14 protein-coding genes are annotated in these 14,552 nt (G+C 71.6%); 6 read left to right on the top strand and 8 right to left on the bottom strand.

Annotated elements, in window-relative coordinates:
• Window positions 1-11: 11 nt before the first annotated feature.
• The gene (gene folE / locus ABEA10_RS27515; protein ID WP_345468862.1) at window positions 12-614 is read right to left on the bottom strand and encodes a GTP cyclohydrolase I FolE; all 603 of its coding nucleotides are present in this window, start codon (window positions 612-614) and stop codon (window positions 12-14) included.
• 121 nt (window positions 615-735) lie between these two features.
• Here folE and ABEA10_RS27510 point away from each other — a divergent pair, with 121 nt between their 5' ends.
• Window positions 736-1,455 carry a helix-turn-helix transcriptional regulator gene (locus ABEA10_RS27510; RefSeq protein ID WP_345468860.1) on the top strand — a complete coding sequence of 240 codons (720 nt, stop codon included), beginning with the start codon at window positions 736-738 and terminating at the stop codon, window positions 1,453-1,455.
• A 121-nt stretch (window positions 1,456-1,576) separates the two neighbouring features.
• Here the strand turns inward: ABEA10_RS27510 and ABEA10_RS27505 are convergent, their stop codons facing one another.
• The 6 genes from ABEA10_RS27505 to ABEA10_RS27480 all read right to left on the bottom strand — a co-directional run bounded on the left by ABEA10_RS27505 (window position 1,577) and on the right by ABEA10_RS27480 (window position 6,869).
• The gene (locus ABEA10_RS27505; protein ID WP_345468859.1) at window positions 1,577-2,851 is read right to left on the bottom strand and encodes a cytochrome P450; all 1,275 of its coding nucleotides are present in this window, start codon (window positions 2,849-2,851) and stop codon (window positions 1,577-1,579) included.
• Complete coding sequence (locus ABEA10_RS27500) at window positions 2,844-3,848, bottom strand: cytochrome P450 family protein (protein WP_345468858.1); 1,005 nt, start codon at window positions 3,846-3,848, stop codon at window positions 2,844-2,846. The genes ABEA10_RS27505 and ABEA10_RS27500 overlap by 8 nt, the downstream gene beginning before the upstream one ends.
• Before the next feature lie 100 nt (window positions 3,849-3,948).
• The gene (locus tag ABEA10_RS27495) at window positions 3,949-4,554 is read right to left on the bottom strand and encodes a GTP-binding protein (protein ID WP_425550970.1); all 606 of its coding nucleotides are present in this window, start codon (window positions 4,552-4,554) and stop codon (window positions 3,949-3,951) included.
• The gene (locus ABEA10_RS27490; protein WP_345468855.1) at window positions 4,535-4,909 is read right to left on the bottom strand and encodes a DUF742 domain-containing protein; all 375 of its coding nucleotides are present in this window, start codon (window positions 4,907-4,909) and stop codon (window positions 4,535-4,537) included. The genes ABEA10_RS27495 and ABEA10_RS27490 overlap by 20 nt, the downstream gene beginning before the upstream one ends.
• A complete protein-coding gene (locus tag ABEA10_RS27485) occupies window positions 4,906-5,325 on the bottom strand; it encodes a roadblock/LC7 domain-containing protein (RefSeq protein ID WP_345468854.1) in 420 nt (139 codons plus the stop codon). Before ABEA10_RS27485 ends, ABEA10_RS27490 begins: the two co-directional genes overlap by 4 nt.
• 101 nt (window positions 5,326-5,426) lie before the next feature.
• On the bottom strand, window positions 5,427-6,869 hold the full coding sequence (locus tag ABEA10_RS27480) for an ATP-binding protein (RefSeq protein ID WP_345468853.1): 1,443 nt from the start codon (window positions 6,867-6,869) through the stop codon (window positions 5,427-5,429).
• Window positions 6,870-7,504: 635 nt separating this feature from the next.
• Between ABEA10_RS27480 and ABEA10_RS27475 the strand changes: the two genes are divergently transcribed.
• Genes ABEA10_RS27475 through ABEA10_RS27455 form a run of 5 tightly spaced genes read left to right on the top strand, consistent with a single transcriptional unit; the run spans window position 7,505 to window position 13,747 of the window.
• The gene (locus ABEA10_RS27475) at window positions 7,505-8,902 is read left to right on the top strand and encodes a cytochrome ubiquinol oxidase subunit I (protein ID WP_329246647.1); all 1,398 of its coding nucleotides are present in this window, start codon (window positions 7,505-7,507) and stop codon (window positions 8,900-8,902) included.
• 26 nt (window positions 8,903-8,928) lie between these two features.
• Window positions 8,929-9,951, top strand: a complete 1,023-nt coding sequence (gene cydB, locus ABEA10_RS27470; protein ID WP_345468851.1) for a cytochrome d ubiquinol oxidase subunit II — start codon at window positions 8,929-8,931, stop codon at window positions 9,949-9,951.
• Window positions 9,948-11,591, top strand: coding sequence for a thiol reductant ABC exporter subunit CydD (gene cydD, locus ABEA10_RS27465; RefSeq protein WP_345468849.1), 1,644 nt, complete (start codon window positions 9,948-9,950; stop codon window positions 11,589-11,591). The genes cydB and cydD overlap by 4 nt, the downstream gene beginning before the upstream one ends.
• Window positions 11,588-13,360 carry a thiol reductant ABC exporter subunit CydC gene (gene cydC, locus ABEA10_RS27460; protein ID WP_345468848.1) on the top strand — a complete coding sequence of 591 codons (1,773 nt, stop codon included), beginning with the start codon at window positions 11,588-11,590 and terminating at the stop codon, window positions 13,358-13,360. Before cydD ends, cydC begins: the two co-directional genes overlap by 4 nt.
• Before the next feature lie 30 nt (window positions 13,361-13,390).
• Window positions 13,391-13,747: an arsenate reductase family protein gene (locus tag ABEA10_RS27455; protein ID WP_345468847.1), complete on the top strand. Its 357-nt coding sequence runs from the start codon at window positions 13,391-13,393 to the stop codon at window positions 13,745-13,747.
• A 102-nt stretch (window positions 13,748-13,849) separates the two neighbouring features.
• Here the strand turns inward: ABEA10_RS27455 and ABEA10_RS27450 are convergent, their stop codons facing one another.
• Complete coding sequence (locus tag ABEA10_RS27450; protein ID WP_345468846.1) at window positions 13,850-14,323, bottom strand: HflX-like GTP-binding protein; 474 nt, start codon at window positions 14,321-14,323, stop codon at window positions 13,850-13,852.
• Window positions 14,324-14,552: the final 229 nt, after the last annotated feature.

Here is a 14,552-nt window from a genome sequence, read left to right as displayed (position 1 = left end):
GGTCGGCGCTGTCAGACGGGCAGCCCGGTCAGGGCGAGGAACTCGCTGCGGGAACGGGCGTCGGTGCGCAGCGCGCCGAGCAACGTCGAGGTCATGGTGGTGGCGCCGGTGGCCTGGACGCCCCGCAGGGTCATGCAGGTGTGCTCGGCCTCGATGACCACGCCCACGCCCTGGGGCTCCAGCTGCTCCTGGAGCCAGTCCGCCACCTGCTTGGTCAGGCGCTCCTGCACCTGGGGGCGGCAGGCGAAGTGCTCGACGACGCGGGCCAGCTTCGACAGGCCGAGGATCCGCCGGCCGGGCAGGTAGCCGACGTGCGCCGTGCCGACGAACGGCAGCAGGTGGTGCTCGCACACCGAGCGCAGCGGAATGCCACGGGCCAGCACGAGCTCGTCGTACCCCTCGTCGTTCGGGAAGGTCGTCAGGTCGAACGGACGAGGGCTGAACAGTTCGGCGTACGCCCGGGCCATCCGCGCGGGCGTACGCCGCAGGCTCTCGGTGTCGGTGCTGATGCCGAGCGCGTGCAGGAACCGGGCGGCGGCCTGCTCGGCCGCGGCCAGGTCCACGCCCTCGGTGTCTCGGACGACGCGTAGCGCGGGTGTCGCGGGGATGCTCACGCGGGTCACCTCCATTTCGCCAACGAGTATTGGTCTTATTGGTGTGCGAGGTCAAGAAGCCCAGCTGTGATGGGCGTCGCCAGGCATTGCGCCTGTGCCCGTAGGCGTTACCGTGGGTGGTGTGGGATCCGACGCCAACCCGCCCGGCACAGCGGACACCGCGCTGGAGTCCGTCCACGTGCTGGGCGATGAGACCCGGCGGCGCATGTACGCCGTCGTCCGCCGTGCCGGCCGGCCCCTGACCCGGGACGAGGCGGCCGCCGGCGTGGGGGTCTCCCGGAAGCTGGCCGCGTTCCACCTGGACAAGCTGGTCGACGCCGGCCTGCTCCGTGCCCACTACGAACACACCGACGGCCCGCACCGCGTCGGCCGCCGGCCCAAGCTCTACGAGCCGTCCGGCGTCACGGTGCAGTTCTCCATTCCCGAGCGCCGCCACGAGCTCCTCGCCGACCTGCTCATGGAGGCCGTCCTGACCGAGACCCGCTCGGAGAACGCCCGGCAGGCGGCGGTACGCGTGGCCGCGGAACGCGGTCGCGCCCTCGGCGCGGCCGAGCGTGAGGCGACGCGCCCGGGGCGGCTGGGGGCGGAGCGGGGCCTGACGATCTGCGAACGCATGCTCGAGCGCCACGGCTTCGAGCCCATCCGCGAGACGACGACGCGGGTCCGGCTGCACAACTGCCCGTTCCAGCCGCTCACCGCGAAGGCGCCCGACCTCGTATGCGCCATGAACCACGCCTTCCTGGCCGGCTACCTCGACGGCCTCCAGGCCACCGCCCTGCGAGCGACCCTGGCCCCCCGGCCCGGCGAGTGCTGCGTCCGGATCTCGCCCGCCGACGCATAGCCGGCGCCCCGGCCCCGACGCTCCGGTCCGCCATGATCCCTCCCTGAGGTCGGGTGACCACTCAGGGTGGCGAAGATGGCGGAACGGGCCGACGATTCTCGTGAGGGGGTCGGGCGGGTGGTCAGCCGGTGCGGCCGGCGACGTATGACGGGGCGAAGGTCACCGGCAGGGAGACCAGGCCGCGCATCCAGACGGACGGTGACCACTCCAACTCGTCGGGTTTGACCGCCAGCAGGACGTCCGGGAGCCGGTCGAGGAGCACCTCGACGGCGGCCCGGCAGATGACCTCGGCCAGCTCCGGCGCCGGATACGGGCACCGGTGCTCGCCGTGGCTGAACGACAGCATGGCCTGGTTCCCTGCGGTGGCCGACTCGGGGTCGGGCCGTACCTGCGGGTCGCTGTTGGCCGCCGCGAGGCCCAGTACGAGCAGGTCGCCGGCCTTGATCTGCTGCCCGCCGAGCTCGATGGGCCGGGCGGCCCAGCGGCCCAGGTAGTTCTGCGTGGGGGTGTCCTCCCACAGCACCTCGTTGAGCGCCTGGCCGACGCTGCGGCGACCGCCCGCGAGGTTCACCGAGAACCGGTCGTCGGTCAGCATCAGCCGGATGGTGTTGCCGATCCAGTACGCCATCGGCTGCTGCGCGGCGGTGATCACCAGGACCAGATCCTGGATGAGCTCCTCTTCGGTCAGGCCGACGGGATTGTTCAGCAGGCGCGTGGTGAAGTCCGATCCCGGCTGTTCGCCCTTGTGCGCCACCAGCCGCCGCATGGCCGCGTCGATGCCCTGCTTCGCATCGAGTGCGCCCTCGCCGCCGTTGACCGTGGTCATCATGTCCCGCAGCAGACCGGGCGTCTCCGGCTCGGGCAGACCGAAGATCTTGGCGACGGCCAGCAGCGGCAGCGGGTGCGCGAACTCGGCCATCAGGTCGACCTCGCCCGCCTCGACGAACGTGTCGATCAGGTCGTCCGCGATCTTCTCGCACTGCATCCGCAGGTCGAACTGGTCGACGGCGAACAGGCCGTCGCTGAGCGCGCCCGCCCGGCGCCGGTGTTCGTCCCCCTCGGCGAACAGCGTGGAGGGCTGGTAGCCGACGAACGGCATCAGCGGCCAGTCGGGCGGGATGTTCGGCCACTGGTTCCAGCGGCGGCAGTCGCGGGCGAACACGTCCGGGTTGCTCAGCACGTGGTGGAGCTCCCGGTAACCGATCACGAACCAGGCCGGGATGTCGCCTTCGATCAGCACCGGGACGACCGGCCCGTGCTCCTGCCTCATCTCCCGGTACAGGTCCGCCGGATTCCGCAGGAACCGCGACCCGTACAGCGGCAGCGCATCAGGGTGGGCCGGGCAGCCCGGCGCCCCCGCGCCGGTGGGGACGGACGACGGCTCAAGGTCAGTCATGATTTCTTTCCGCGATCAGGTCGGCGAGGGATCCGCCGAGGGCAAGAGTCGGGGAGAACCGCACGGGCAGTCCCATCAGCCCGCGGATGTGGAATGACGTCCGCCAGACGAGGTCTTCGGCGGGCACGGCGAGCGCGACGTCCGGGAGCCGGTCCAGCAGCACCTCGACGGCGGTTCGCGCGATCACTTCGGCGATCTCGCGCGTGGACGCCGGGCATCCGTGGCTGCCATGCCCGAAGGTCAGGTAGGCCTGGTTTCCGGAGATCCCCGTGGCGGAGCCGGGGCGTACGTGCGGATCGGTGTTCGCGCCGGCCATACCGATGATCAGCATGTCTCCGGCCCGGATGCGGCGGCCGGCGAGTTCGGTGTCCCGCGCGGCCCACCTGCCGACGTCGTTCTGTACCGGCCCGTCCTCCCAGAGAACCTCGTTCAACGCCTGGCCGACGCTGCGGCGGCCGCCGGACAAGGTCAGGGAGAACCGGTCGTCGGTGAGCATCAGGCGCAGTGTGTTGCCGATCCAGTTCGCCACCGGCTCCTGCCCCGCCACCACCACCACGACCAGGTCCTGGGCGATGCCCTCCGCGGAACCGGGATGCGTGGCGACGATGCGCGAGGCCACGTCGGTGCCCGGGTTCTCCTGTTTCAGCGAGACGAGATCGCGCATCGCGGCGACGACCCGGCCGTGCGCCTCCAGCGCACCGTCGCCGGTGTCCAGCGCCTCGACCAGGTCCCCGGCGACTCTCTCGATCCGCGTCGTGGGCACACCCACCAACTCGGCGAGGACGAGCACCGGCATCGAGTAGGCGTAGTCGGTCAGGACCTGGTGCAGTTCGCGGTAGCCGATGACCAGCCACGCGAACACGTCGTTCTCGAGGAGAACGGGGACGACCGGCCCGTGGTCGCGCCTCAGCTCCGCGTAGAGGGCGACGGGATGCTCGTCGTAAATGCGCTCGTACAGGCGAACCGCCTCGACAGCGTGATCACTCGAAGCGGTCATGAGCCCTCACTCTTTGCCCGACCAACCCACCCCGACCGACCTCCCGGCGTCGGGGAGGGTGACCACGGGGGCGCGTCTTCGATTCCCTCGCTGCGCCCGGTCATGGAGCGTGTTCTCTCGTGGAGAGGCTGTAGAGGTGGTTCACGAGAGTGACCAGCACCTTCTTGCTGGACGCGCGTTGCCGGGCGTCGCACTCGATCAGCGGAACGTCTTCGGACAGGTCGAGCGCCTTCCGGATGTCCTCCGCCCGGTGCTCCGGCCCGCCGAAGTCGTTGCGGGCGACGATGAACGGCATCCCGTGGTGCTCGAGACGGTCGATGGCGTACCAGGAGTCCTGGACGCGCCGGGTGTCCACGAGGACGACCGCGCCGAGGGTTCCGGAGAACAGCCGGTCCCACAGGAACCAGAACCGCTGCTGGCCCGGTGCGCCGAACAGGTACAGGACCATCTGCTCGTTCAGGGTGATCCGCCCGAAGTCGAACGCCACGGTGGTCGTGGTCTTGCCCTTCACCTCGCCCGCGTCGTCGATCCCGACACCGGCCCGCGTCATGACCTCTTCGGTGCTCAGCGGCCGGATCTCGCTCACCGAGCGGACCATGGTCGTCTTGCCGACGCCGAACCCGCCGACGATGACGATCTTCAGGGCGTTGTTGACAGTGCTCGGCAGCGGCGAGCTGGTGACCGGGTCAGAGCTTTTCAAGTCCAACGAGCACCTGCTTCAGAACGGCGGGTTCGGGGAGTCGGGTCTTGGAGTTGGCCCGGGCGGGGACCGCGGTGGTGGACGGATGGCGCGCGGTGATCCGGCCGGTGTCGAGCAGGTCGCACACCAGGATCTTCACGACGCTGACCGGCAGCCTGAGCTCGGCCGCGATCTCCACGACCGCCGTGGGGCTGGTGCACATGCGGAGGATCTTCACGTGTTCGGACTGCATGCCCGGCGTCGGATCGCACTCGCTGACGATCAGAGAGACGCTGTCGATCGAGCTCTCGTCCACCCGGCTGCGGCCACCGGTGACGATGTACAGCCGGTCCGGGTCCTCCCTGTCGACGGGGCGTGTCATCGCGCGCCGGTGCCCTGGTGTGGTTGCCGGGGAGCGGCGACCAGGTGTTCACCGAGCTGCTCGACGAGCTCGTGCATGTTGTGTCCGATCATGCCGACGTCGGCCTCCTCGGTCGCCACGACGGCCAGATGGGCGCCCTCGCCGGCCTCCACGATGAAGAGCAGCCCGCCGTGGAATTCGGTCATGGACTGGCGCAGGCCGCCGGAGCCGTCGCCGAACTCCGCGGACGCCCCGTAGGCGAGGCTCTGGATGCCCGAGGCGATGGCGGCCAGCTGGTCGGCCTGGTCGACGCTCAGCCCGTACGTGTGGCAGAGCTTGAGTCCGTCCTTGGACAGCACCAGGGCGTGCCGGGTCGCGGGCGTCCTCTCCAGGAGGTTCTCCAGCAGCCAGTCGAGATCGCGATCTGTGGTCTTCATCGGTTCATCGGGGAAGGTGCTCCGGGTCTCCGCGCCGGAGGCATGCCCCCTGCCTCCAATCTCTTGTCGTTACATTCCGGTCTGGCGGGCGAGCCGGGCGTTCAGGCGTCGTCCGCCTCGGAGGCGTGCGCGTCATTCGCCGTCCGCTTGCGACGACCGGCCTCGTGGAAGGCACTGAACTTGGCGCTGGGGTCGACGGGCTTGGCGGACCTGTCCTTCGGCGCGCCGGCGGGCGTGGCCGACGCCGCCGACGCCGCCGCGAGCGTCTGTCCCCTTCGACGCTTCGGCAATCCGGCGATCATGTTCTCCCCGGTGGCGTCGCTCTCGGCCCCCGGCGTACCGGGCGATGAGACGGCCGGCTCCGCGGCATCGGCGGAGGCCACGGCCTCGGGTGCGGTGAGGGTCGCGGTGGCGGCCGGGGCGCCGTCGCTCCGGCCGGAGGCGGTCTCCGTACGGTGGCCGGTCCCCATCGCGCGAGAGCCGGCCAGGGCGAGCTCGGGCGGCCGCTGCGTGATGAGCTGCCGCGGGATCATGACCACCACTCCGGTGCCGCCGCGCGACGACGGGCGGAAGGAGACGGTGAGACCGTGCTTGCGGGCGAGGCAGCCGACGACCGCGAGCCCGAGGCGCGTGCCGGAGAGCGTCGTCAGGTCCAGCGTCTCCGCCGACACCGCCCGCTCCGCGCGATCGAGCGCGGCGGGGCTCATCGCCAGGCCGCCGTCCTCGACGGTCACCACGATGCCCGTCTGCACCTCTTCGACGTACACGTGCACCTCCTCGGACGGAGGCGAGAAGCTGGTCGCGTTGTCCATCAGCTCGGCCAGGGCGTGCATGACGCCCTCGGCGGCGTAGCCCGCGATCGCCGCCGTGCTGGTCGAGTGGATGCGGACCCGCTGGTAGGCGCTGATCCGCCCGACCGAGCCCCGGAGGATGCTCTCCATCACGATCGGCTTGGTCCAGCGCCGGCCGGAGCGGGCGCCGGTGAGCACGGCGATGCTGTCCGCCAGGCGTCCCGCCTGGGCGGTGGCGTGGTCGAGCTTGAGCAGGTCGCCAAGGGTCTTCTCGTCGTGGCGGTCCTCCATCTCGCGCAGGTCGGCGAGCATGCTGGTCGACAGCGCCTGGACGCGGCCGGCCGCGTTGGCGCAGGCCGACATGGCCGCCGCGCGCATGCGCTCTCCCCGGCCGACCTCGTCGACGAGGGCCCGCAGGATGCGCCGGTGGGCGGCGTTGGCGGGCTGGACGACCGAGGCCAGGACGGTGTCCGAGGACGCCCCGTCGCGCAGCCGCTGGACCGCGGCGGGCAGCGTCTCATCGGCCAGCCGGGTGAGTTCGGCGTTCATCGTGGCGATGCGGCCGCGCAGCTCGCGTGCGGTCTGGAACCCGTAGGCGGCGAAGGCGAGCGCGGCGCACAGCGCGAGCGAGGCCACCCCGGTGTACGCGGCCACGAGGGAGCGATCGCCGGCCGGTACGGAGGCCGTCGCCACCAGGCAGCCGCAGCCGGTGACGATCACGGCGGCCAGCAGGACGAGCAGAGTACGGTCCATCGGCGGGCGCCCCGCCCGTTGGCTGCTTTGAACGTGTGCTGACATCGATCAGGTCCTCGTCGGCGGTTGGTACGGGATCGGAGCATCCGGAGGCGTGAGCCGGGCCACCGCGCGTCGGGGAGACCGCCCAGGCTCAGGAAATCGCCGTTAATTCGACGTCCGCTCGTCGTTCGGCGCGGGAAACGACAATGGCCTCCGGCTCTGCCGGGACCTGCGCGGCGACGCGGCGGGAGCGACAAAAAGCGAATGTCATTCGTTTTCGCCGTCCCAGGTGCTCGCGCATGTATCTCGTGTTCCCTCGCCTCAGCCGCGATGTCCGTCCGGTTCCTACCAAGATCCGGTCGGCGCGGGGGAACGAAATAGTAGTGCTTTCGTAGTTCCGGCGCTACGGTTCGTCACTCTTTAATGTCATTCTCGCGCTTTGCGGCCGAAGGGGCGCGCCGTCGGCCAGCGGTCCGGTCGTCCGCAACGGCGAATTCGGACCGGAGGGCGGGCGCTCCAGCGGGCGCCCTCGACCGCCGGAGGCACCGCGCGGCGGTGTGGCCAAGATTACTACGGCGCGTAGTACTACAGCCGGTAGTGTGTACGACGAGACGTAGTACTACACGCGGTAGTAGTTAGATGGGGGCCGCGGGATGAATCCGCTCGACATCGCCCGGTGGCAGTTCGGGATCACGACCGTCTACCACTTCCTCTTCGTTCCTCTGACGATCGGGCTCTCCGCCCTCGTCGCGGGGCTGCAGACGGCGTGGGTGCGCACCGGCAAGCCGCACTACCTGCGCGCCACCAAGTTCTGGGGCAAGCTCTTCATGATCAACTTCGCCATGGGGATCGTGACCGGCATCGTGCAGGAGTTCCAGTTCGGGATGAACTGGAGCGCCTACTCCCGGTTCGTCGGTGACATCTTCGGGGCGCCGCTCGCGATCGAGGGCCTGCTCGCCTTCTTCGTCGAGTCGACCTTCCTCGGTCTGTGGATCTTCGGCTGGGACCGGCTGCCGAAGCGGATCCACCTCGCCTGCATCTGGATCGTCTCGGTCGGGACCCTGCTGTCGGCGTACTTCATCCTCGCCGCCAACTCCTGGATGCAGCACCCGGTCGGCTACCACCTCGACACCGCCACCGGCCGCGCCCGGCTCACCGACTTCTGGGCCGTGCTGACCAACTCGACCATGCTCGTCGCCTTCCCGCACACGATCACCGCCGCCTTCGTCACCGCCGGCCTGTTCGTCGTCGGGATCAGCGCCTGGCACCTGGCCCGGGGCCGGCACGTCGAGGTCTTCCGGCCGTCGCTGCGGATGGCACTGGTCGTCACCTTCGTCGCCTCGCTCGGCGTCGCCGTCACCGGCGACCAGCAGGGCAAGGTCATGACCGCGCAGCAGCCGATGAAGATGGCCGCCGCCGAGGCGCTGTACACCACCGAAAAGCCCGCCTCCTTCTCGATCTTCACCGTCGGCACGCTCGACGGTGGCCGCGAGGTCTTCAGCGTCAAGGTGCCCGGCGTGCTGTCGTTCCTGGCCACCGGCCACTTCGACGGCAAGGTGCTGGGCATCGACGACGTGCAGGCCGCCGAGCAGGCCAAGTACGGCGCGGGCGAGTACCGGCCGATCGTGCCGCTCGTGTACTGGAACTTCCGGATCATGGCCGGCATCGGGTTCCTCACGGCGGGCATCGCCCTGCTCGGCCTGTGGCTGACCCGGCGCGGGCGGCTCCCCGCGAACCGCTGGGTGTGGCGGGCCGGCGTGGTCTCGCTCACTCTGCCCTTTATCGGCAACTCGGCCGGCTGGATCTTCACCGAGATGGGTCGTCAGCCGTGGTCGGTGTACGGGGTGCTGAAGACGTCCGCGAGCGTCTCGCCGGGCGTCGGCGCCACCTCGATGTTCGTCTCGCTCCTGTCGCTGACCGTCCTGTACGGCGTGCTCCTCGTGATCGAGACGCGGCTCCTGGCCAGGTACGCCAAGGCCGGTCCGCCGACGGAGGAGGAAGTCCTCGGCGGGGACGACCGCGCCGAGCCGTCGCTCACGTTCGCCTACTGAGAGGCCTGGAGAAAGAGGAGCGCGCCATGGCCGCCACGACCGTCTGGTTCATCATCATCGCCTTCCTGTGGACCGGCTACTTCTTCCTGGAGGGCTTCGACTTCGGGGTCGGCGTCCTGCTGCCGGCACTCGGCCGGAACGAGGCCGAACGCAGCGTGGTCCTCGGCACGATCGGCCCGGTCTGGGACGGCAACGAGGTGTGGTTCATCGTCGCCGGCGCGGCCACGTTCGCCGCGTTCCCCGAGTGGTACGCCACGCTGTTCAGCGGCTTCTACCTGCCGCTGCTGGCGATCCTGCTCGCGCTGATCGTGCGCGCCGTCGCGCTGGAGTACCGCGGCAAGCGCGACGACGCGTCCTGGCGCCGCCGCTGGGAACGGGCGCTGTTCTGGGGCAGCCTCGTGCCGGCGTTCCTGTGGGGCGTGGCGTTCGCGAACCTCGTGCGCGGGGTGCCGCTGAACGCCGCCCACGAGTACGCCGGGACCGTCGCCGATCTGATCAACCCGTACGCGCTGCTCGGCGGGGCCGCGACGCTCGCGCTCTTCGTCCTGCACGGCGCGGTCTTCGTGGCGCTCAAGACGACCGGCGAGGTACGGCGGCGGGCGGGCCGGATCGCGCGCCTCGCCGTCGCCGCCGCGATCGTGGTCGGCGGCGCGTACCTGCTGCTCACCCAGCTGCTGTACGGCAAGCCGGTGACGTGGCCGGCCGTCGCGGCGGCGGCCCTCGCGCTGGCCGGCGCGGCGCTGGCGAACGCACGGGGCCGCGAGGGCTGGGCCTTCGCCGGCACCGGCGCGGCCATCGTGCTCGCCGTCGTGACGATGTTCCTCGCGCTGTTCCCGCACGTCATGCCGTCCACGATCGCCGCGGCGAACGGGCTCACCACGGCCAACGCCGCCGCCTCGCCGTACACGTTGAAGATCATGATGATCGTCGCGCTGGCGATCACGCCGATGGTGCTGCTCTACCAGGGCTGGACCTACTGGGTGTTCCGCCGGCGGATCGGCGTGCCGCACGCCCCGCAGCAGCCCCACACCCCGCAGCCGGTCCGATGAAGCCGCTCGACCCCCGGCTGCTGCGGTACGCCCGCACGACCCGGGTCTACCTGGCCCTGTCCGTGGCCCTGGGAGGCGCCACGGCCGGGCTGGTCATCGCGCAGGCCACGCTGCTCGCCGACCTGATCGCCCGGGCGTTCCTCGGCGGCGCGTCACTCGCCGCGCTGCGCACGCCGCTGCTGCTCCTGCTCGGCGTCGTGGCGGGCCGGGCGTTCGTCGCGTGGCTGCAGGAGGTCGCCGCGCACCGTTCGTCGGCGGAGGTCAAGTCGCAGCTGCGCGGGCGGCTGCTGGCCCAGGCCGTACGGCTCGGCCCGGCCTGGCTGTCCGGCGAGCGGGGCGGGGAGCTGGCCACGGTCGCCACGCGGGGCATCGACGCGCTGGACGGCTACTTCTCCCGCTACCTGCCGCAACTCGTCCTCGCCGTCATCGTGCCGTTCGCGGTCGGGCTGCGGATCCTGTCCGGCGACTGGGTGTCCGCGCTGATCGTCGCGCTGACGCTGCCGCTGATCCCGGTCTTCGCGATTCTCGTCGGGCTGTCCACCCGGGCGAAGATGGACCGCCAGTGGCGGACGCTGTCGATGCTCGCCGGTCACTTCCTCGACGTCGTCGCCGGCCTGCCGACGCTGAAGGTGTTCGGCCGGGCGAAGGCGCAGGCGCGGACCGTGCGCGAGGTCACCGACCGGTACCGCCGGGCGACCATGGCCACGCTGCGGGTGGCGTTCCTGTCCGCGCTGGTCCTCGAACTGCTCGCCACCCTCTCGGTCGCCCTGGTCGCCGTCTCGATCGGGCTGCGGCTGGTGAACGGGGAGATCGGCCTGCGGACGGCGTTGCTCGTGCTCATCCTGGCGCCGGAGGCGTACCTGCCGCTGCGGCAGGTCGGCGCGCAGTACCACGCGAGCGTCGAGGGACTCACCGCCGCCGAGCGGATCTTCGAGGTGATCGAGACGCCGGCGCCCCCGGCCGAGACTCTCACCGACGTGCCGGATCCGGCCCGGGCGGCGATCCGGCTGCGCGGCGTCACCGTGGGGTACGCGCCCGCGCTCGCGGACCTCTCGCTGACCGTCCACCCGGGCGAGACGGTCGCGCTCACCGGGCCCAGCGGCGCCGGCAAGTCCACGCTGCTCGCGGTCCTGCTCGGCTTCGTCCGCCCGGACGCCGGCCGCGTTCTCATCGACGGCGCCGACGTCGCGGCCCTCGACCCGGACGCGTGGCGGGCGCGGATCGCCTGGGTGCCGCAGCGGCCGTACCTGTTCGCCGGAACGGTCGCCGACAACATCCGGCTCGGCCGCCCGGACGCGACGGACGACGACGTACGGCGCGCGGCGTCCGACGCGAACGCGCTGGAGTTCGTCGAGGCGCTCCCGGACGGCTTCGCCACCCGGCTCGGCGACGACGGTGTGGGGCTGTCGGCCGGTCAGCGGCAGCGCGTCGCGCTGGCCCGCGCGTTCCTGCGCGACGCGCCGTTGCTGCTGCTGGACGAGCCGACCGCGAACCTCGACGCGGAGAGCGAGGCGGCCGTGGTCGAGGCGATCCGGCGGGCCGCCGCCGGGCGTACGGCCGTCGTCGTCGCCCACCGCCCCGCGCTCGCGGCACTCGCCGACCGCACGGTACGGATCGATCCGGTGGAGGTGGCGGCGTGAAGACGTTCACCCTGGTCAGGCCGCCGCAGACGCGGCTGCTTCTCGCGCTGCTCTTCGGCGTGCTCGCGCTGGGCTCCGGGGTGGCGCTCATGGCCACCTCGGCCTGGCTCATCTCCCGTGCGGCGCAGCACCCGCCGGTGCTCACGCTCATGGTCGCGATCGTCGCGGTACGGGCGTTCGGCATCGGGCGCGGCGTCTTCCGCTACGCCGAGCGGCTGACGAGCCATGACGCCACGTTCCGCGTACTCGCCGACCTGCGGGCCCGGGTGTACGAGCGGCTGGAGCGTCTCGGCCCGTTGCGCGGCGGCGACCTGCTCGGCCGGCTCGTCGGCGACGTCGACGCGGTCCAGGACCTGTACCTGCGGGTGCTGCTGCCCGGCGCCACCGCCGCGGTCGTCGGCGGCGCCTCGGTCGGGCTCGCCTGGGCGCTGCTGCCCTCGGCGGGCGCGATCCTGCTCGCGGCGCTGCTGGCCGCCGGGCTGCTGGCCCCGTGGCTGTCCGCGGTCGTCGCCCGGCGCGCGGAGAGCCGGGGCGCGGAGCTGCGCGGCGAGCTGACCGCCCACGTCGTCGACACGCTGCGCGGCGCGCCCGAGCTGATCGCGTACGGGGCGGCCCCCGAGCGGCTCGCCGAGGCCGCCCGGCTGGACCGCGCGTACACCCGTACGGCGGCTCGCTCCTCCGCCTCGGCCGGCGCGGGCGCGGCGCTGGCGACGCTGGCCGGTGGCCTGGCGGTCTGGGGCGCGCTGGCCGTAGGCGTGCCCGCCGTACGGTCCGGGCGGCTCGACGGCGTGCTGCTCGCGGTCGTCGTGCTGCTGCCGCTGGCGGCGTTCGAGGTGGTGGCCGGCCTGCCGCTCGCCGCGCGGTCCCTGGGCGGTGTCCGCCGGTCCGCGGACCGCGTCTTCGCGGTGCTCGACCGCCCCGACGCCGTACGCGAACCGGCCGCGCCGGAGCCCCTGCCGGCGCCGCCGTACACCCTGCGCGTCCGGGACCTGCGGGCCCGATGGACGCCCGGCGGCCCGTACGCGCTGGACGGGGTCTCGCTCGACCTGGCGCCCGGGCGCCGGTGCGCGGTGGTCGGGCCGAGCGGCTCGGGCAAGACGACGCTGACCACGGTGCTGCTGCGGCTGCTCGACCCGGCCGGCGGCGAGGTGACGCTGAACGGCGTCGACCTGCGCGAACTGGCCGGCGACGACGTACGGCGCGCCGTGGGGGTGTGCGGTCAGGACGCGCACCTGTTCGACACGACGATCGGGGAGAACGTCCGGCTCGCCCGCCCGGACGCCTCCGACGAGCAGGTACGCGACGCGCTGCGCCGCGCCCGGCTGCTGGACTGGGTCTCCGCGCTGCCCGCCGGCCTGGACACGTACGTCGGCGAGCACGGCGCGCGGGTCTCCGGCGGCCAGCGGCAGCGCATCGCCCTGGCCCGTACGCTGCTGGCCGACTTCCCGATCCTGCTGCTGGACGAGCCGGCCGAGCACCTCGACGTCGCGACCGCCGACGCTCTCACCGCCGACCTGCTCACGGCCACCGAGGGCCGTACGACCCTGCTCGTCACCCACCGCCTGGCCGGCCTGGCGGAGGTCGACGAGATCCTGGTCCTGGCCGACGGCCGCGTCGCCGACCGCGGCACGCACGCCGACCTACTGTCGCGCCCGGGCCCGTACCGGGAGATGTGGAAGCGGGAACGCGAGCACGACGAGACACTCACCGGAGCCGCCCCGTACACCGATCCACGTGAACTCGTCGGGGTACGTCACGGGGCGGAATAATCTCAGCAGCAGATGAGAGAAGGGCCGTCCGTGGAAATCTGGATCAACCCGAGATGCTCCAAGTGCCGTTCGGCGCTGTCGCTGCTGGACGCCGAGCGGGCCGGGTACACCGTGCGCCGCTACCTGGACGACCCGCCGACGACGGAGGAGCTCGAGGACGTCCTCGCCAGACTCGGGCTCGAGCCCTGGGACATCACCCGGACCGGCGAGTCCGTCGCCGCCGAGCTGGGCATGAAGGACTGGCCGCGCGACGCCGCGAGCCGGAGCCGATGGGTCAAGGCCCTCGCCGACCACCCGATCCTCATCCAGCGTCCGATCATCACCGCGGACGACGGAACCGCCGTGATCGGCCGCTCCGAAGAGGCGGTACGTTCCCTGCTCACCTGAGCGGGATCGCTGCACGCGCACGCGCCTACCAGTGGCACGTGCGCGAACACCCTCGGTCATCCCGTAGGCGCCTGCCCTGACCTCGCCCGCGGGTCCCGGGTCCTACGGCCTGTGTCCGGCTGTCCGCTGCAGGTCCTGAAGGGTGAACACCGCGCGCCCGAAGATCGCTGTTAGACACTTGCGCTGTCGGTCGGTCAACTCGTTGTAGAAGATGACCGCGTCGGCGCGGGCATGAGCACACGCCTCGGCCATCTCCTCTACCTTGCCGGTGCTCATCAGCGTCCGCCCCGAGTAGGGCTGATCCATGCTCGCCCTGCCACCTGGGGAATGGCCCTTCTTGTCCCCCGAGATACCACGACGCTGGACGAAGCGAGCTGCCACTATGCCGCCGAGCTTCGTCACCTCGGCCTCAAGCTCGTCCATGAGATCGACATGGTCCCTGCGCTTGGCGGAGAAGAGACCGGCGATGACGACGTTGGCGTTGCCGATGACATCGCGCGGACACTGAAGTGCATGGCTCGCCCCTGGCCCGCGATCCCGACGGGCACCAGAGCGCGGATGCCGCCGGCGATCCATGAGCTCACGATAGGCATCGGTGAGATCCGATGGCCACTGCCTTTCTCGCGCCGCTGCGGTGTAGCCGATGGGGCGGCGCTTTGTGGACGTCGACCTCGTGGCCGGTGAGCCGTTCGGCGGAAGTACCGCATCGTCCGGATCGGCGCGGTCCTCCACGCTCGCGTCCGCACGGGACGTCTTTCCCTGACCGGGCTGAGGACCGCGCCGATGATCGCGGTGCTCCGGAGGC

Origin of the sequence: Actinoallomurus oryzae, from assembly GCF_039541955.1 — a bacterium.
GTDB classification, from domain to species: Bacteria; Actinomycetota; Actinomycetes; order Streptosporangiales; family Streptosporangiaceae; genus Actinoallomurus; species Actinoallomurus oryzae.
This window is presented reverse-complemented; position numbering and strand designations above follow the sequence as displayed.

Excerpts from the sequence above, each read along its gene's own strand:
- ABEA10_RS27490 (WP_345468855.1), bottom strand. The coding sequence starts at position 4,909 with ATGACACGCCCCGTCGACAGGGAGGACCCGGACCGGCTGTACATCGTC.
- cydB (WP_345468851.1), top strand. The coding sequence starts at position 8,929 with ATGGCCGCCACGACCGTCTGGTTCATCATCATCGCCTTCCTGTGGACC.
- cydD (WP_345468849.1), top strand. The coding sequence starts at position 9,948 with ATGAAGCCGCTCGACCCCCGGCTGCTGCGGTACGCCCGCACGACCCGG.
- ABEA10_RS27500 (WP_345468858.1), bottom strand. The coding sequence starts at position 3,848 with ATGACCGCTTCGAGTGATCACGCTGTCGAGGCGGTTCGCCTGTACGAG.
- ABEA10_RS27505 (WP_345468859.1), bottom strand. The coding sequence starts at position 2,851 with ATGACTGACCTTGAGCCGTCGTCCGTCCCCACCGGCGCGGGGGCGCCG.
- ABEA10_RS27480 (WP_345468853.1), bottom strand. The coding sequence starts at position 6,869 with ATGGACCGTACTCTGCTCGTCCTGCTGGCCGCCGTGATCGTCACCGGC.
- ABEA10_RS27475 (WP_329246647.1), top strand. The coding sequence starts at position 7,505 with ATGAATCCGCTCGACATCGCCCGGTGGCAGTTCGGGATCACGACCGTC.
- ABEA10_RS27450 (WP_345468846.1), bottom strand. The coding sequence starts at position 14,323 with ATGGATCGCCGGCGGCATCCGCGCTCTGGTGCCCGTCGGGATCGCGGG.
- ABEA10_RS27485 (WP_345468854.1), bottom strand. The coding sequence starts at position 5,325 with ATGAAGACCACAGATCGCGATCTCGACTGGCTGCTGGAGAACCTCCTG.